Raw genomic sequence first — 16,521 nt, 5'->3', positions numbered from 1 at the left:
CGTCAAAACGAGGAAATCGGGCCCCGGCGATCGATGGACGTGGCTGGGCCACGCGGTCATGATGCCCGGCTGGAGGGGAAATGACGCGGGCTGTTCTATTTGATTTCGGCGATACGCTGTTTCGCCGCGCCGGGGAGGCGCAGGGCATCGTCGAGATCGGTGGGTCGCAGGACACCCCCGTCGAGCCGACGGCCGCCGAGGCCGTCTGGGAGCGCATCCACATCGCCGCGAAGAGTCCCGAGGAGATTGCCCTCGGGCGCGATCTCTCGCCCGAGGCTCACCGCCGTGAATGGCCTCGCCTCTTCTCGATGGCGGACGTCCTCGTTCCCGGAATGGGGCGCGCTCTCGACGACCGCGAGATCAACCTGGAGAAGTGGATTCCCTACCCGGATACCGTCGTCTCGAGCGCCTCCGGGCTCGTGGAGTATCCCTCGCCGTGGTGAGCGACACCGGATGGGACATTTGCTCCGTTTTCTCGATGCGCGGCTTGGACCGATTCGTCGACTCGTGGGTCTTGTCATTCGAGCACGGGACGGTGAAGCCGGATCCGAGCCTGTCCGAGACGGCATGTGTGGAACTCGGCGTAGCCCCCGCAGACGCCCTCATGGTGGGGGACAACACGATGACCGACGGAGGCGCCGTCGCCGCCAGACGTCCGGGCCCTGATCCTCCCACAAGTGCCGCAAGGCGCTCCGCGAGGCTTCTCGTGCATCGAGCGAATCCTCTCCAGCGATTGATTCGGCGCTTGCGTCGGGTCTTCCGACGAAGCCGTCCCATTGCGAGCCAGCCTGCGCCATGGCAGCAGACCGGCGTGGGGACGAGTCGAGGGAAGAAGCGGGCCAAGACCAAGGGAGGTCGTTCGTGACGACCTGGCACCTGTTCTTGGCGATCGCTGGGCTCGTGGCTCTCGGCGTCGGCGGCGAACTTCTCGTGCGCTCGTCGGTCCAGCTCGCTCGCGGGCTCGGGCTCACGCCTCTGCTGATCGGCGTGACGGTAGTATCGCTCGGCACGAGTGCGCCGGAGCTTGCCGTTTCCCTGAAGGCGGCCGTCGCCGGAAAGGCCGAGGTTTCGGTCGGGAACGTCGTCGGCAGCAACCTCCTGAACACGCTCGTCGTACTGGGGATCTCTGCGTTGATCGTGCCCCTCGTGGTCGCGCAACGCCTGGTGTGGTGGGACGTGCCCATCATGATCGCGGCGACGGCCCTCGTGTGGTGGCTCGGTTCCGATGGCTGGCTGCGCGCGAGCGACGGAGGGCTGCTACTGGGGCTGCTTGCCGCCTATCTCGTGATGGCCGTCCTGCTGAGTCGGCGGGAGAGTGCGTCGGTTCAGGCGGAGTACGGCCAGGAGTTCGCGGGCGACGCCGGCATGTCGGTGCCCAAGAGTTGCGCGATCCTGGTCGCGGGCCTTGTGTTGCTGATCTTCGGTGCGGATTGGTTCGTCGAAGCGGCATCGGTCATGGCCCTGGCGCTGGGCGTGAGCGAACTCGTGGTGTCGTTGACCATCGTCGCATTCGGAACCTCGCTGCCGGAGCTCGTGACGGCCGTCATTGCCGCACTCCGAGGCGAGAACGACATCGCCGTCGGGAACGTGGTCGGCAGCAACATCATGAACCTGCTCCTGATCCTGGGCCTCTCGTCCTTTTTCGCGACGGGCGGACTCGCGGTCGCGCAGCAGGTGACTGACTTCGACCTGCCGTTCACCCTGGTAGCCGCCGTGGCCTGTCTCCCGATCTTCTGGACGGGACACCGGATGGAGCGCACCGAGGGCGCACTCTTCCTGCTCGCGTACGCGGTCTACCTCTGTGAGTTGGTGATGACCGCGACCGGTCATTCGGCCGCGGAGGTCGCCCGCAATACTCTGTACTTCGTGGTTGCTCCGCTGATGGCGCTTTCGATTCTCGCGTCGCTCGCGCGCACGATGCGCGCCGGATCGCAGCCGCCGCCGACCGGCTCCTAGTCGACGCTTACGGGCGCGCCGGCGGGCCCGACGATCATCTGCGGGATGTAGAATCCCGGGACCGCCTGTGCGGCCAACTCGGCGCCGCGGAAGCTGCCCGACGCGAGGTTCACGTTGTAGGTGAGGACGCGTCCGCCCTCGGGCGCGAGTTCCGGGTGGGCCTTCACGGCGTAGGCGATGTACTCCGCGCATGTGAAGCTGCCCTCTGCGCATTCCTTCTGCTTGGCCGTGCTCCACGGAGACGGCAGGCGATAGACGATGCCGGAATCGCGCCACGGGCCTTCGAGGTCGGGTGCGGTGTAGCGATGGATCTCGTACCCGAGCGGCGCCAGTTGGTAGCTGTACCAGCCGAGCTCCCGGTCGTGATTTACGGTCGTCTCGGAGGTGCCGGGCAGCCCGCGCACGGTGTGCAGCAGGTTTACGTCGAAGCGGGGGCTCCAGTGCAGACGCCCTCGCGCATTGCGCTGGAGGTACTCCGGCGCCGGCTTCCAGTTCGCTGCCGTGACTTCCGCGGCGTCGACCCGCGAGAGTACCGTGCGCGCATCGAACGACGACCCGAGTTCTCCGAAGATGTAGACGTGGTGTCCGACTTGAACGATGGCCATCGTCCAAACGAGAGATGGCGCCGGTCCGTCGAAGGCTCGAAAGTTCGGCAGCTCGTGGCGGGTGATACGCCAGTCTGTCGGCTCGTCCTCGGGATTCGCGATGCGCACCAGTGCGTTGCCGACCGGGGCGAGTCCGCTCTGTGGTGTGTGGCGGTTCGCAGTGATGAGGACGGGGTCGCCGGCGCGTACCCCGGCGAGCGGCCAAAGGAACTGGCCATCCACGCCCGACGGAAACATGTCCTGCGGTTCCCCGTCCACCGTGGGCCAGTGCTTCACGATGCGTCGGAACGAACCGCCGGCTGCGCGCTCGGACGTGCCCACACTGTTGCGGATCATCCCGACCTCTTCGCCGCCGTGATCCACCACACGGTTGCAGTAGGCCTCGTCGTCCGGACACCGCTCTTGGACCGAACCCATCAACGAATCGCCGAAGATCCAGATGTAACGATCGTCGTCGACTTGGATGGAGGTCCCGACATCAGCGCCGAGCCAACTCGGCCCTATGCCCTCCGGGTACGGGTCGATCAGGAACTGGAGGCCGTCGGACGGTGCGAAGTAGGCCCCGGCATCGCTCGACGCGATGGCGACGGGCGCTCCGGTCCAGACCGGAGCCTCGCTGCGGGTCGCGGCGCAGCCGGCCGCGAGGGGGAGTACGGCGAGAACGAGCTGTGCGAGCCGGAGCCTTCGGAGGAGATGAATGACGGAGTTCCTCACAATCCTTTGGAGAACCGTCTTGTGACCTCGGCCAGGACGGGTTCCTCCACGGCGAAATGGAAGCGAAGCACGCAGGGGCTGCTCCCGGAATAGAAGATCTCTCCGGGGATTGCCGCAATGTGAAGTTCGTCCAGAAGACGGAAACACGCATCACGTGTCGGGATCTCGCCGTACCGTTCGCGATAGTCGGCGAGCATGTAGTAGGCGCCCGCCGGGACACGAGGCTGCAGGCCGCCGGCGCTCAGCGCGCCGACGAGTCGGTCGCGGCGATGTTGGTACGCGTCGCGCAGCTCTGCGTAGTATTTCTCGGGAATGGTCTCGAGAGCCCGCGCGGCGCCTTCCTGCAGAGGGCGCGGCGCGCACACGCAGAGGGTGTCGAAGACGGGCCCTATCGCCGCGGCGATCTCCCGGGGGGCGGCGAGCCAGCCGAGCCGCCAACCGGTGATCGAGTAGGCCTTGCCGAGGCCGGAGACGGTGATCGTGCGGGGATAAAGCTCGGGCACGGAGGCCGGCGGAACATGCGTGCGGCCGTCGTAGATGAGGTCTTCGTAGATCTCGTCGGTGACGAGCTGGACGTCCGTTCCGTCCAGAAGGCGAGAGAGGCGGTTCAGCTGTTCCCGCGTCCATACGTGGCCGCCCGGGTTGGCCGGAGTATTCAGAACGAGGATTCGGGCTCGGTCACCGAGTGCCTGCTCGAGCCGGGCCCAGTCGGGTTCCCCGCCTTCGGAGGCCTCTGGAATCGCGGTGACACGGGCGCCGGCCAGAAGCGCGGCGCTGTGGTGGTAGGGGTAGAACGGTTCGAAGAGCACGACTTCGTCGCCCGGATCGAGGAGCGTGAGGAACGTCGAGCTCAGCGCAGCCGATGCGCCGATCGTCACGACGATCTCGTCGAGCGCGTACGAGATCCCGTACCGGCGCGCCATCCGCTCTGCGATCTGGCGGCGCAAGGGCTCGACGCCTGCAAAAGGAGTGTACGTCGCCCGGCTCTCGCGGATGGACGCGATCGTGGCTTCGGTCAACTCCGCAGGCATGTCGAGGTCGCAGACCCCTTGGCCGAGATTGATCCCGTCGCGGAACGCGGAGACCTGTTCGGTCAGCGTGCGAAGCACGCTGGCCTGGCGCAGATGCTCGGTGCGCGCGGAGAGCTTCACGGAGTCGGCCACGTCCGGCGGATCATGGAGGCGCACCGCGGCGACCGCAAGCTAAGGGAGTGCGTCTGGAAGGCGGTATAGACGGATCACGGGGCCACGTCCCCCGGGCCCCGGGCGGAACTCCTTCAGGAGTTCGGTCTTGCGGAAGAGGGCTCGGTAGAACCCGATCTCCGCCGGGTAACGCTTCGGGGTCGCGAAGAACCGCCGGTAGACGGCGCTCGACACCATCGCGATGTCGTACCCTCGCGCTCGCAGCTCCGCGGGATGTCCGGCGACCTCGCCGAGCGAGAAGACGAAGTCGGTGTCCTCGAACGGGCTCTCCGAAAGGGGAGCGGTGTAGAGATCGGCCGCGATGCGTTCGGTCGGCGACAGGTTCGCGAGGATCCAGTCCCGTGCGATCTCCCGTGTGCTCGACGTCGCCTGGAGGCCCGCAAACGCGACGTAGTTCCACGCGGGCACGGCGCTCACCGCGACGACGCTCACGAGGAGCGCGATCTGGCCGGCCCTTGCGCCGGCGCCCGCACGCCGCACCGCCCACTGGACGGCGAACACCAGGGCGGAGGCGGCGAGGAGGGCGAAGGTCGGGAGGATCTGGATCAGCCAACGCCCCCAGTGGAGCGTGGCCAGGCTGATGCCGCCGAGAAAGATCACGACGAACCCGAGGAGGAGGAGCGGTTCGACTTCGCGTCGCACGAGGGCGAGTACGCCCCCCGCCGCGGATAGGACCAGCAGAGGCCACGGAACCGACCGAGGCAGAGCCGTGGTGAAGTACCACGAGAGGTTGCCGGCGAAGTCGAGTCCATCCGCGCCAGGGTGCGCTCCGCGAGCTTCGTGCGCGAGGTTCTTCATGACCTCGCCGAACTCGAGGAAGAGAAAGGGCGAGCTCAGGATCAGGCCGCCGGCGATGCAAGCGAGGGCGATCCCGCCGCCCCGCAGGACGTCGGTACGCTCGGCTTGTGTATGCGCGCGCGTCAGCAAGACGGCCTCAACGACGACGAGAAGCGGTCCGAGGCCCGCGAGGAAGAAGCGGGTCCCGATGGCGAAGCCCAGCGCGAGCCCGGCGACCACGTGCGCACGGCGACTCGGTTCCGAAAGGAGACGAAGGAGCGCCCAGGTCGCGAGAAAGCCGAAGAACAGACCTGCGCTGTCGGTCCGCGCCATGTCCACGTGTTCGAAGGTCAGCGGTGAGAGCACGGCGAACCAACCGCCGATCAACCCGACGGGAGGGCCGAAGGCGCGGTCGCCGACTAGGCAGATCAGCCACAGGGCGAGGACGGCGTAGCCTACGGAGACGAGGCGCCCGATGAGGATCGACGTTCCTCGGTTCTCCAGAATGTAGTTGGCGAGTTCCGGGTGCGCGCGGAACCACGGAGCGCCGGTGGACACCGCGCTCGCGCCGTGGAGCCCGATCGCGAACGGGTAGATGAATGTGGATCCCGGATGTCCGAACCAGTGCGGGTTCGGGTCACCGGACGCCCCCATCTGTGCGACGATCAGCAGGAAATCGATCTCGTCGCTATCGGGCGCGTGAGGAAGGTCGCGCTGCACGCCCCATAGGTACGTAAGTGAAGCGAAGAGCAGGAGAGCCACCAGTAGGACACGTCGGGGATTCAAGGGAGCATCCCCTCAACCGGAACCTTGGTGATCACCAGAAGATTCCCGAGCGTCGGCGGAGGCCGTCGGCGATCATGCTGCGGATCCGCTGTTTCACTTCCTCCACGTGTGCGCCGATGATGCGGTCCTCGTCGTGGGGATTGCCTTCGAAGTGGAGCGGGGCCCCGAACTCGATGTGGTAGCGCACGGGCAGCGGAACCGGCGTCAGGACGAGCGGAAAGGCCGGCATGCCGAGGAGTTTCGCGAGGGGCTTGAAATTCCCGAGGGACGGTGCCTGCTCTTCGGAACCGACGACGGCGATCGGGATGATCGGCGTGTTGGTCTCGAGCGCGAGTCGCAGGAAGCCCATCCCGAACTCTTGCAGCGCGTAGCGCTCTGTGAAGCCCTTGTTCATTCCGCGAATGCCCTCGGGGAAGGCGATGACAGCCTCCTCGTGCGCGAGGAGGTCGACACAGTTCTTCGGCGTTCCGACGACGCTTCCGGCGCGGACCATCGCAACGTTCAAGAACGGAAGACGGGGGAGCCAGTACTCGCCCATGCCGCGAACGATTCGCGGCGGGTCCCCCTCGAGGAGCGTGGCCGTTCCGATCATCACCGCGTCGAGCGCGATCTGGCCCGCGTGGTTCGAGATCAGCAGGACGCGGCCGGTCGGGATGTTCTCGATCCCGCGCGTCTGGACACGAAAGTAGTAGCGGTACACCAGGCTCGAGAGCACGAGCCCGCGCAGCGCGCTGTCGGTCTGAAAGCCCCAGGGGTCGTACCCGAACGAGTTGAGTTCCATCGGGGCGAGAGCGATGCGCTCGCGAACATCGCGCTCCGCTTGCTTCAGAGCCTCCGGCGCGAGCCACTCGAACGCGGCGGAACCCGCTGTGGCCGACACGTCGCGCAATTGATTGAGGAGCGATTCGTCTGTGGACCCCCCTGGGGGCGGTGACGTGTCCAGGCGCCGACGGGGCCCTGGGCGGTGACCCATTCGGCGCCTGCGTCGGTGGGACCTCCCGGCGCCCGTGCTCTCCGACTCTTCGTGCGTTCTTGGCAAGTTCGTGGGGGTCCCTGACCGATGCTCCCTCACGTTCGCACGCTCCGCAAGGTGTCCTCGAGGCCGAGCAGCGGCTCGAATCCGCTCGCGTCTTGGAATCGTCGGCCGTCGATCGTGCAGGGGTATTTCACGAAGTCGACGGCGTCGGCCGGGACCGGGAAAAGGCCATAGCGGAACAATCGGTCGAGCAGAAAGACGGCGAGTGGTTCGGGAAGCGGAACTGCGGTGCTGCCCGTCTCGCGAACGGCGACCGAGAGCGGGACGGCGCCGGGGCCGACGATGTTGAAGACGCCGCGCACGCGGCTCTCGAGGGCGGATACGATGGATTCAGTGAGATCCTGCTCGTGGATGAACTGCAGGAGGGGATCGAAGCCGAGGATCGTCGGGACGTAGTCCGGTTTCAGGTACGCCCCGATCGAACTGTGGACGGATCGCCCCAGCGTGTTCACCGGCCGCAGGATCGCTGTCGCGATCTCGGGATACCTCCACAGGAATCCGGTCGCGAGCGCGTCGACTTCCGCCAGGTCGCGGATCTCCGGGTAGTGCCGGCTCACGTTCAGGGCGGTGTCCTCGTCCATGTAGAACGGGTTCTCCGGGAGCGCTCCGTAGACGTACGAACTGGTCATGACGACGACCCGGTCGACCCCGTATTCGGCGCAGCATTCGAGCAGGTGCTTCGTGCCGACCACGTTCACGTCGTGCCGCAGGTGGGCATCGAACTGGTGTCGCACCAGCCCAAGGTGGGCGACGGCGTCGGGCCGAAGCCGTCGGAAGAGTTCGTCGACGTGGCGGCTTCGCAGATCGACTTCGTGGATCTCGACTCCCTGAGGTCTTTCATCCCACGTCCGACGATCTACGCCGACGATCTCGCACGTGCCCGCGAGTCGTCGGGTCAGGAGGCGCCCCTGCCCCCCGGAGATTCCCGTGATCAGAAGTCGCTGCATCGGCCGTGGGCGTTCGTGGCGGTGCCGTCGCCACTTTCTAGACCGAGGGGTAACCGCGGCTGCAACAAAGCGGTCGCTGCAACGAACCTTCCCTCTGTAGACATGGGTCTTTGTACCCTGGATGGTCGTCTGAGGGTAAACGGAGCGAGGGTGCAACCATGGCGGAGTCCGAAGAGACTACGGGAGAGAGCACGCGGTCGCGGTGGCGGCCGATCCTGATTGGGCTGGCCGTCGTGGCCGGACTGGTGGTCGTATTCCAGACGTTGCCGGTCGCGGACTGGCTGAAGAGCTTTCAGGACTACGTCCGAGACCTCGGTCCGGCCGGCTACGTCTTGTACGCCGCCTGCTACGCGATATGCGTCGTTCTCTTCGTGCCCGCTTCCGTGCTGACGCTCGGCGCGGGTGCGATCTACGGTGTCGGTGTCGGCGTGGGGGTCGTGGTCGTCGGTGCCTCGGTCGGCGCGACGCTCTCCTTCCTGCTCGCTCGCACGCTCCTGCGTTCTCGCGTGGAGAAGATGACTGCAGGCAACGCGAAGTTCGCGGCGCTCGATCGAGCGATCTCGAAGGAGGGTGCGAAGATCGTCTTCCTCGTCCGTCTCGCTCCGGTGTTCCCGTTCACCTACATCAACTATGCGTTCGGCCTCACGGGCATCGGCACGCCGGGCTACGTGCTCGCCTCCGTCATCGGAATGATTCCGGGGACCTTTGCCTACGTTTATCTCGGCACGGCTGCGGCGGGTGCCGCGACGGCCGGAGACGCGGATCAGGCCCGGACCCTAGTGCAGATCTTGGGGGCGGTGGCTGCCCTGGTCGTCACGATCTTCGTGGCCCGGTTGGCGACCAAGGCCATCAAAGAGGCTGGGGTCGAAGGATGATCTTGCAGTATTGAAGGCGCTTCGGCCGCAATGGTAGGCACTCTGGATGGTCAAAGCCTACGCGATCACAGCTGATGCCGTCGCCGCCGAGCGAGCCCGTGTAAACGACGATCTGGACAAGGTCGACATTTCCCGGGTAGTCGCCCTCGACACCCTCGAACTTCCGGAGGTCGGGCCTACCGACGTGCACCTGCGGATTCTGGCCGTTTCGGCCGAGCACAACGTCGACCACGCGGCTCTCGCGGATACGGTCAACATTGCGAAGGCTCGGGGCGGCAAGATGTATCCCGGGAACTCCGCGGTCGGCGAGGTCGTCGCAGTCGGTCGCGAGGTCACGAAGTTCAAGCCTGGCGACATCGCCCTCACGCACTGCAACGGAGACCCCGACAAATTCGGATATCCCCTGCGGATCTGGGCGTACGATCAGCCGGAATCCACGGGTTGGTACGGTGAGGAGGCGGTGGTCGGCGAATGGCAGCTCATTGCCGCGCCTCTCGATTGCGGTCTCAACTTCTGGGAGATCGCGGCCCTGCCGCTCCGCGCCCCGACGGCCTACCACCTGTGGCGCCGGGCCCTGGGCATCTTCCGCGTGAAGGTCGCGCGGGAGCATCTGGCTCAGATCAACGTCCTGGGCTTCGGCGGAGGCGTCTCCGAGCTCTTCCTGATGCTGGCCAAGCATGAAGGCCACAATGCCTACTTCTGCTCGGGTAGCCCCGAGCGGCGGGCCGCTCTCGAAGAACTCGGCATCACCGGCATCGATCAGAAGGCCTACAACCGCTTCTCCAGCCGCGATGACGTCAAGGCGTTCAACGGCGAGGTGAAGAGCCTGACCGGTGGGATAGGGATGCACGTCGTCTGCGACATGTTGCGCGGCCCCGTGTTCGCCGCCGGCGTGGCGTGCTCGGCGCGCCAGGGTGTGAACGTGAGCGCCGGTTGGCAGCTCGCCAAGGGCATTCAGTACGACTCCGCGGGGGCTTCGGTGAAGCAGCTGACCCTCGATCACACCCACTACGAGACGATCACAGGGTGTGGGGCCGCGACGGAGCTCTACGGCAGCGTCTTCAAACCCACGATCCACAAGGAAATCTACAGTTTCGAGGATCTCCCGAGGGCGATGCACGAGATGCATCTGAACACGCAGACCGGCATTCCAATCATTCGCGTTGCGAAGGACCTGCCGGCGTCGGTCGCCGCCATCACCTGACCGGCCCTAGAGGTGTCATCCCGCGAGATGACCCCGGACGAGCGTTCGGAGTGCTGTGACGGCAGTTGACACTATGTCAAGCTGGGTGGCGGATGCTGGGGAAACCCCGTTATTCTATGCGGGGTATTCCGGGCCCTTATGGAGCCCTCGATTCCCCTGTTGACACAAGTCCCTGTTGCGATGCTACCTTTGCTCCTGAGAAGACCCCTGGATGTCCAACTCGGACAATTGTTTAGGAGGACAACATGTCGAACACTCGGCCGTGCGGAGGCGCTGATCGTCCCGAGGCCATTTGTTCGTCGTGTCCCTGCCTGATCGCCAGCGGTACGACTCGACAAACTACAACATCAAGCAGGACTACGACTTCGGGCGGAGGCGTGGCCAAGGGCGGGGAATCGGGAATTCACCCGATCTCCCAACACATCTAGAACCCACCAATGAGGAGAGAAGTCGTGCTCAAGCGAACCCTGTTGACCGTCGTAGCGGTGGTTGTGGCCGCGGCAATGCTTGCGGTGCCCAGTGCAGCGCCCGCCTGTGAGTTGATCCACCTGAAGCGCTTCAAGGGCGGTCCCCTTGGAACGGTTCCCGACCCGACGCCGAACGCTTCTCTTTGTTGGACGGGCTGCCCGTTCAAGATCGCCGGCGAGCAGGATGCGGGCAAGGGACGCATCATCGTCAAGAAGGGCGACGGAGCTGCGTCGGTGCAGGCAATCATAACGCTCGAGAAGAACCTCAACACCGGCATCGAGTACGAGCACGTAACCGCGCGCGCCACGGACTATACTTGCGGCGACCTGGCGGCCATCGACCCCGTGCTCGCTGCTCGCGTTGCGGCAGCGACTGCCTTCCCGGTCTGCCAGTCACCCGACTTCAAGGTCAAGTACGTGAAGCCGACCGTCTGCGTCGATCAGACCCTAAACTGTGCCTCGAAGAACCAGCGCAGCTTGAAGGTCCTGCACGACTGGGATGCGGTCGACGACCTCACCCGAGGCATCGACGTCACGCGCGACGGCATCACCTTCAAGCACTCGAAGCAGGCCACCCTGAACGTGTGGTTCGAGATGTGCTGCGGCAGCGTCGCGGACTTCGGCTCGCCGGGTGATCCGTTCGAGCTCGACACGTACGCGGTCATCCGTGATCCGTCCGGCGGTTGCCGCGTTGAGAAGCTCCGCGAAGGCGCTCGCAACTCTGGTGATCCTCTGCCGATCGCCGGCGTCGACAGCTGCAGCTGATTAAACGCGACCCGGGCTTCCCGGGATGAAAAGGGCCCCGATGGCTTCGCGCCATTGGGGCCTTTTTTCGTTCGGGTGACGGCTCAGGCTGAGGACGGCTCAGATTTCGCCGCGGTCGAGTCGCCCGCGCAGCGCTCGCTTGTCGATCTTGAACATCGGCGTCGTGGGGAGGTCGTCGACGAGGGTGAGGCCGTCGGGGCGCTTGAAGCTGGCGAGTTCTTCCCCCACCCACGACCTAAGCTCGGGCAGGGCCGGAGGGTCCGCTGGGTTGGCGGGTACGACGAACGCCCAGCCGATCTCCCCGAGAACGTCGTCGGGACGGCCCACGATGGCGGCGCGCGCGACTTTCGGATGCTTCCCGAGGCGGCTCTCGGTTTCAACCGGGTACACGTTGAAGCCACCACGGATGTACATCTCACTCTGCCTGCCGCGAAGCCGGAGATAGCCCTCCGCGTCGAGAGAGCCGATGTCGCCGGTGTGAATGAAGCCGTCGGCGTCGATCGTCTTGGTAGTCGCTTCGTCGTTGCGCCAGTAGCCGCGCATCGTCGCCGGCGAGCGGACGATGACTTCTCCGTACTGGTCCGCGGGAAGCGGTCGACCTTCGTCGTCGATGATTCGGAGGTCGACACCTTCGGTCGGCTTGCCGACGGTGGTCGCCAGGATGTCGGGCGGGTCGCCTTGGAGCGATGCCGTGCCGATTCCCATTTCGGTCGACGAGTAGCGTACGCTCACGCGAGACTGGAACGTCTCTTGGACCCTGCGTATGAGCGCGGGTGTGGACGGTGCCCCGCCCAGCAGGACAGATTCGACCGAGCTCAGGTCGCGCGTGGGCCTATCGGGGTGATCGAGAAGCATTACGACCTGGGTGGGGAAGCCACCAATGTCGGTGAGGCGTTCCCGTTCGATCGTCGCGAGGACCTCGGCCGGGTCGAAACTGTCCTGGATGATCGTGCAGGTGTGATGCGCGATCGGGATGGCGGCCCGGGCCATGAACCCGACGTGCGCAAAGGAGATCCCGGTCACGAGGTGGGTAGGTGCCGGACTGCCCGACGGGTAGCGACGGGTTTCGATCTCGGCCAGCGCGATCAGGTTCTCGTGCTTGTACCAAGCGCCCTTCGGGACGCCGGTCGTGCCGCTCGTGAAGACGATCGTAGCCGCGTCGCTCGCCTCTGCGGCGATCTCCCGAGCCGGTTCGGTGTCGGCGGCCAGCCTTTCGGTGGCGGCCGCGGTGCCGGCCCTGAGCTCGGACTCCGAAAGCCACAGGGTGTCTTTCAGCGCCGGGAGATCGCTCCGGAGCGTCTCGAGCATTGCGACGAAATCCGTGTCGTACGAGCTCTCGACGGCGACAAGGACGCGGGCTCCGGAGCGTTCGAGGATGTGGCGGATTTCGGTGCGGCGATACCGGAGGTTGATTCCCGTCGTGATCGCCCCGCGCCGCGCGACGGCCAGGTACGCGATCTTGTAGAACGGCGTTGTGGGGAGGAGGAGGGCGACGACGTCGCCGCGGCCGACCCCGCGGGCGGCGAGCGCACCGGCGAGTCGGGCCGACAGGGCTTCCCAGTCGGCGAAAGTCAGTTGTTCGTCGCGGTATCGGAACGCGGTGGCGCTGCCGTGTGCGTCGGCGGCCGCCGCGAGGAGACCCGGGAGCGTCTCGGCACGGACCATGGTATCCACAAGGGAGGTCGTAGCCTGCTCCGGATGAGCCCGGCAACCGACTGTTTCAACTGGCCATAGGTCCGACACACCGACGTATCGGAAATCAGGTTGACCCCGGAGCATCGACGGGCGATTCCATCTCCAGCGAGGAGAACCCCGACATGATGAACTCACGAGCCCTCATCACGGCATGCGCCGCTTTTCTTGCTTGCGTGGCGATTTCCTGTGGCGACTCGGCCTCGTCGGGATCCTCCCTGGCGGCACCCGCCGAGCCTCTGGACTTCGAGGCGACGGAGGATGACTTCGACTGCATTCAGGACTGGGAGCGCGTGCGGAACATCCGCGTGACGAACAAGCTGGGCTTCCTCGAGGAGGCACTCGCGCTCGCGCGTGATCCGGAGAAAGGTGAGCAGTTCCCCGTGGGGACCATCATCCAGCTGTTCCCCGGCGAGGCGATGGTGAAGCGTGGCTCCGAGTTCGATCCGAACAACAACAACTGGGAGTACTTCGAACTCGCGGTGACGCCCTCGGGCACGTCGATCAACGTCCGAGGCCGCGACGAGGTCATCAACATGTTCGGCGGTCAGTGCTTCAACTGTCACTTGGAGGCGAAGGACTTCGATTTCCTTTGCGAGAAGGGCCGGGGCTGCATCGAGTTGCCGATCGACGATGCCACGATCACGGCGCTTCAAGAAGCCGATCCGCGCTGCAACTGACCTCAGCGGATCGAGGACGCAATGAAGGAAGATCCGGTCAAAGTCGGCAGCATGCTCTTTACCGTCGTGGATCCAGCCCGCGGCAAGGAGGTGGAATACAACCGCTGGTACGAGCGTGACCACTACTACGCCGGGTGCATGATCGGTCCGTGGCTCTTTGCCGGCAGTCGCTGGGTCGCGACTAGCGGGTTGAAAAATCTTCGGTTCCCGGAGCCGAGTCCGCTCGCGCAGCCCACGGTGAAGGCCGGTTCGTTCCTCGCGATGTACTGGGTGCACGAGGGGCGCCATGACGATTGGAACTCCTGGGGCAACAAGCAGGCGCACTGGCTGTACCAGAACGATCGCGGCTTCCATGAGCGCACGCACGTCCACACGCTGCTCTACACCCACGACTGGGTGGAGTACCGCGACGCGGACCCGGTGCCCCTGGCTCTCGCGCTCGACCATCGCTTCGACGGGCTCGTCTCCGTTGCGGTAGAGCGCAACGGGGGCGTGACGCAGGAGAAGTTCGACGAGTGGTTTCGGGGATCGTACCTGCCCGGCTTTCTCGCGGGCTCACCAATCGCGAACTGCTCCGTCTGGACCGGAATCCCGCAGGGCGACGCGCCCATGATGATCCCGAAGGTGGAGAACGTCGATCGTCTGGATCTACAGCTCTACTTCGTCGACACGAAGGCGGCCGACACGTGGGAGCGGTTCCGCAAGCTCTCCGCGGACATCGAAGAGACGGGGCTCGCTCGCGTGACGTTCGCGTCGCCTTGGTTGCCGACCGTGGTCGGCACCGACACCTACTGCGATCAGCTCTGGTAGAGGCCGCCGACGAGCCGAATCAGGTCGTCCACTTCGTCGCGTGCCTCCGGGCGAGCGACGATGAGGCGGCCGAGTTCGATCCCCATCCCGGCTGCGAGGAGCGCGAGGGAGTGGGCGCTGGCACCCGGACGGCGCTCGATGTCCGGGGCATCGGCCAATGCCTGCGCGATTTCGTCGGCGAAGCGAACGTGTCCATCGCTGCCGAGGGAAGGGCCGCCCTCGAGGAGCAGGCGCGCTCGGTCGAGGTCGGATCGCCAATAGTCGGCAGCGATTCGTAGGGCCACCGCAATCCGCTCGAGACTCTCCATGTCGGGCCGGAGGGCGTCGCCGGCGAGTTCGAACATCTCGTGCGCGGCTCGCCCGGCGAGTCGCTCGTAGAGGGCCCTCTTGTCCGCGAAGTGGAGGTAGAACGTGCCGGCGGCGACGTCGGCGATGCGTGCGATCTCGCCGGTCGTCGTGGCGTCGTAGCCGCGCTCGCAGAAGACGCGAAGCCCGGCGTCGAGGAGTCGTGCCTCGGTCGCGCGCTTGCGGCGCGTCGTGCGGGACTCGATGGTTGGCCCCTCCACAGCCAGTGTCGCGGGGGCGGCTTTGGCGAGCGCAGCCATGTTCCCGATCAGGAGAGCTTGCGGACGATTTTGCGCTTCGTAGAGTTGATGTCGACGAGTTCTCGAATGCCTTCTTCGGCGAGGTCGTCACCGACCATCCGATCGCCTTCGCTCTGTAGTTCGTCCATGTCGACCCACATTGCGTAGTTGTCCCTGGTCCGGTCGGTGATGATTCCGGCCTTGTCCAGGGTCTTCGTCAGGACGCGGAAGACGTTGGTCGAGTCCTTCATCGTCTCGCGTCGCTCGGTGTCGGTGAAGGCCTCGGCGATGGCGTCGCGTGCGTACTCCCACTCGATGCCGTAGCGCGGGTAGATCAGCTTTTTCTGCTCGGCGTTGACCATGTTGAACATGAGCAAGTTGAAACACTCCTTCGCCCAGTCCTCGACGGCGTCGTGCTCTTCGGGGCTGAGGTCGGGCATCGTCGAGTGGGCCCAGATCTTCCCGAAGCGGTGGTGGAAGGCCTCGTCCGTCATGATCAACTGGCAGAGGCGGCGTAGCGTCGGGTCGAGTGCGACTTTGTGCAGAGTCGTGAACGCCCCCATCGCGATGCCTTCCACGAGCATCTGCATCCCGACGATCTTCTTGTAGACGACCGGAGACGCGACGATGTCGTTCAGGAGATTCCCGATGGTGTCACCGACCGGGAAGATGTCGCCGCCGAAGCGGGCCTGGGCGTAGAGCGAGAACCCGTGGACGTGGCGCGCTTCTTCCCGCACCTGGTTCGCAGCGTATTCCTGCGCGCCCGGGTCGAGGAAGATGTCGCAGAGACTGGCAGACAGGCTCAGGGCACCCTGCTCACCGTGCAGGAGGTTCGAGACCACCCAGCGGGCCTGGTCGTTGGTGAAGTCGAGGCGTTGGCCCTCGTCGAGTCGGTCCCAGATCGCCGTGTGCGCTTCGACGTTGAATTCGTAGGGGAGGATCGGGGTGTCGGCCGCAAGCGGCTGGGAGAAATCGATGTAGTCCGGATCTTCCGGATTCCAGAAGTGCTCCTCGGTCCTCGCGATGATCTCCTCGAAGGCGGACGACCGGCGGAAGTACCGCTGGTTCTCGAGCATGGCGGGGAAGTCGTCGGGAGCAACGGTCTGATACGCGGGGTCGGTCTTCACTGTGATTCTCCTTGGCTCGGGGAGTTCATGGCCGAGGATTCCTCAATACTGAGGATGCCTCATTATTGCAACCTACCGGCTGTCCCGACAGCGACTCCCGCGCCCTATGGTTGGTCTTCGGGGCGACCGGCATCCGCATTATTTTGTTGTTGGGTCGGTGCTCCCCAGTTCCCGGCCTGGGTCCAAACTTGTGGCCCGACGGCGGCCCGACGGCAGTAGGAACCTTCCGGAAGCTTCCGGGGCCTGGAACCGGCTCGTCGTCGTGGTAGTTCGTCGGCCGGGCCCCGGGCTGTT

16 protein-coding genes are annotated in these 16,521 nt (G+C 65.5%); 8 read left to right on the top strand and 8 right to left on the bottom strand.

Annotation, left to right across the window (positions count from 1 at the left end):
* The first annotated feature begins 80 nt into the window (after nucleotides 1-80).
* From P8R42_14835 to P8R42_14825, 3 genes are read left to right on the top strand one after another with little or no spacing between them, the layout of a single operon-like run.
* On the top strand, nucleotides 81-443 hold the full coding sequence (locus tag P8R42_14835; GenBank protein ID MDG2305889.1) for a hypothetical protein: 363 nt from the start codon (nucleotides 81-83) through the stop codon (nucleotides 441-443).
* Nucleotides 374-865: an HAD hydrolase-like protein gene (locus P8R42_14830; GenBank protein ID MDG2305888.1), complete on the top strand. Its 492-nt coding sequence runs from the start codon at nucleotides 374-376 to the stop codon at nucleotides 863-865. The genes P8R42_14835 and P8R42_14830 overlap by 70 nt, the downstream gene beginning before the upstream one ends.
* Nucleotides 862-1,956: a calcium/sodium antiporter gene (locus P8R42_14825; protein MDG2305887.1), complete on the top strand. Its 1,095-nt coding sequence runs from the start codon at nucleotides 862-864 to the stop codon at nucleotides 1,954-1,956. The genes P8R42_14830 and P8R42_14825 overlap by 4 nt, the downstream gene beginning before the upstream one ends.
* On the opposite strand, the gene P8R42_14820 is transcribed toward P8R42_14825, so the two are convergent.
* The 5 genes from P8R42_14820 to P8R42_14800 form a co-directional block, all read right to left on the bottom strand.
* Entirely contained in the window at nucleotides 1,953-3,275 is a 1,323-nt protein-coding gene (locus P8R42_14820) for a hypothetical protein (GenBank protein MDG2305886.1), read from the bottom strand. The genes P8R42_14825 and P8R42_14820 overlap by 4 nt on opposite strands.
* Nucleotides 3,272-4,438 (bottom strand): pyridoxal phosphate-dependent aminotransferase, encoded by a 1,167-nt coding sequence (locus tag P8R42_14815; protein MDG2305885.1) that lies wholly within the window; start codon nucleotides 4,436-4,438, stop codon nucleotides 3,272-3,274. Before P8R42_14815 ends, P8R42_14820 begins: the two co-directional genes overlap by 4 nt.
* Nucleotides 4,439-4,477: 39 nt before the next feature.
* A complete protein-coding gene (locus P8R42_14810) occupies nucleotides 4,478-6,040 on the bottom strand; it encodes a glycosyltransferase family 39 protein (protein MDG2305884.1) in 1,563 nt (520 codons plus the stop codon).
* Nucleotides 6,041-6,071: 31 nt separating this feature from the next.
* On the bottom strand, nucleotides 6,072-6,920 hold the full coding sequence (locus tag P8R42_14805; protein ID MDG2305883.1) for a lysophospholipid acyltransferase family protein: 849 nt from the start codon (nucleotides 6,918-6,920) through the stop codon (nucleotides 6,072-6,074).
* 188 nt (nucleotides 6,921-7,108) lie between these two features.
* On the bottom strand, nucleotides 7,109-8,023 hold the full coding sequence (locus P8R42_14800) for an NAD-dependent epimerase/dehydratase family protein (GenBank protein MDG2305882.1): 915 nt from the start codon (nucleotides 8,021-8,023) through the stop codon (nucleotides 7,109-7,111).
* Nucleotides 8,024-8,181: 158 nt separating this feature from the next.
* On the opposite strand from P8R42_14800, the gene P8R42_14795 reads away from it, so the two are divergent.
* The 3 genes from P8R42_14795 (at nucleotide 8,182) to P8R42_14785 (ending at nucleotide 11,334) form a co-directional block, all read left to right on the top strand.
* Nucleotides 8,182-8,898, top strand: coding sequence for a TVP38/TMEM64 family protein (locus P8R42_14795; GenBank protein ID MDG2305881.1), 717 nt, complete (start codon nucleotides 8,182-8,184; stop codon nucleotides 8,896-8,898).
* Nucleotides 8,899-8,944: 46 nt separating this feature from the next.
* A complete protein-coding gene (locus tag P8R42_14790; protein ID MDG2305880.1) occupies nucleotides 8,945-10,102 on the top strand; it encodes a zinc-binding alcohol dehydrogenase family protein in 1,158 nt (385 codons plus the stop codon).
* Nucleotides 10,103-10,554: 452 nt separating this feature from the next.
* Nucleotides 10,555-11,334 carry a hypothetical protein gene (locus tag P8R42_14785; GenBank protein ID MDG2305879.1) on the top strand — a complete coding sequence of 260 codons (780 nt, stop codon included), beginning with the start codon at nucleotides 10,555-10,557 and terminating at the stop codon, nucleotides 11,332-11,334.
* Between the two features lie 99 nt (nucleotides 11,335-11,433).
* Here P8R42_14785 and P8R42_14780 read toward each other — a convergent pair whose 3' ends face one another.
* Nucleotides 11,434-12,999 (bottom strand): class I adenylate-forming enzyme family protein, encoded by a 1,566-nt coding sequence (locus tag P8R42_14780; protein ID MDG2305878.1) that lies wholly within the window; start codon nucleotides 12,997-12,999, stop codon nucleotides 11,434-11,436.
* Nucleotides 13,000-13,151: 152 nt separating this feature from the next.
* Between P8R42_14780 and P8R42_14775 the strand changes: the two genes are divergently transcribed.
* Nucleotides 13,152-13,706, top strand: a complete 555-nt coding sequence (locus P8R42_14775; GenBank protein MDG2305877.1) for a hypothetical protein — start codon at nucleotides 13,152-13,154, stop codon at nucleotides 13,704-13,706.
* 21 nt (nucleotides 13,707-13,727) lie between these two features.
* Entirely contained in the window at nucleotides 13,728-14,516 is a 789-nt protein-coding gene (locus P8R42_14770; protein ID MDG2305876.1) for a hypothetical protein, read from the top strand.
* Here P8R42_14770 and P8R42_14765 read toward each other — a convergent pair.
* Nucleotides 14,504-15,121, bottom strand: a complete 618-nt coding sequence (locus tag P8R42_14765) for a helix-turn-helix domain containing protein (protein ID MDG2305875.1) — start codon at nucleotides 15,119-15,121, stop codon at nucleotides 14,504-14,506. The two genes, P8R42_14770 and P8R42_14765, sit on opposite strands and share 13 nt — an antisense overlap.
* Before the next feature lie 8 nt (nucleotides 15,122-15,129).
* A complete protein-coding gene (locus P8R42_14760; protein ID MDG2305874.1) occupies nucleotides 15,130-16,176 on the bottom strand; it encodes a ferritin-like domain-containing protein in 1,047 nt (348 codons plus the stop codon).
* Nucleotides 16,177-16,521: the final 345 nt, after the last annotated feature.

The sequence above is a fragment of the Candidatus Binatia bacterium genome, assembly GCA_029243485.1.
Classification (GTDB): domain Bacteria; phylum Desulfobacterota; class Binatia; order UBA12015; family UBA12015; genus VGTG01.
This window is presented reverse-complemented; position numbering and strand designations above follow the sequence as displayed.

Excerpts from the sequence above, each read along its gene's own strand:
- P8R42_14835 (MDG2305889.1), top strand. The coding sequence starts at position 81 with ATGACGCGGGCTGTTCTATTTGATTTCGGCGATACGCTGTTTCGCCGC.
- P8R42_14800 (MDG2305882.1), bottom strand. The coding sequence starts at position 8,023 with ATGCAGCGACTTCTGATCACGGGAATCTCCGGGGGGCAGGGGCGCCTC.
- P8R42_14795 (MDG2305881.1), top strand. The coding sequence starts at position 8,182 with ATGGCGGAGTCCGAAGAGACTACGGGAGAGAGCACGCGGTCGCGGTGG.
- P8R42_14790 (MDG2305880.1), top strand. The coding sequence starts at position 8,945 with ATGGTCAAAGCCTACGCGATCACAGCTGATGCCGTCGCCGCCGAGCGA.
- P8R42_14780 (MDG2305878.1), bottom strand. The coding sequence starts at position 12,999 with ATGGTCCGTGCCGAGACGCTCCCGGGTCTCCTCGCGGCGGCCGCCGAC.
- P8R42_14775 (MDG2305877.1), top strand. The coding sequence starts at position 13,152 with ATGATGAACTCACGAGCCCTCATCACGGCATGCGCCGCTTTTCTTGCT.
- P8R42_14770 (MDG2305876.1), top strand. The coding sequence starts at position 13,728 with ATGAAGGAAGATCCGGTCAAAGTCGGCAGCATGCTCTTTACCGTCGTG.
- P8R42_14765 (MDG2305875.1), bottom strand. The coding sequence starts at position 15,121 with ATGGCTGCGCTCGCCAAAGCCGCCCCCGCGACACTGGCTGTGGAGGGG.
- P8R42_14760 (MDG2305874.1), bottom strand. The coding sequence starts at position 16,176 with ATGCTCGAGAACCAGCGGTACTTCCGCCGGTCGTCCGCCTTCGAGGAG.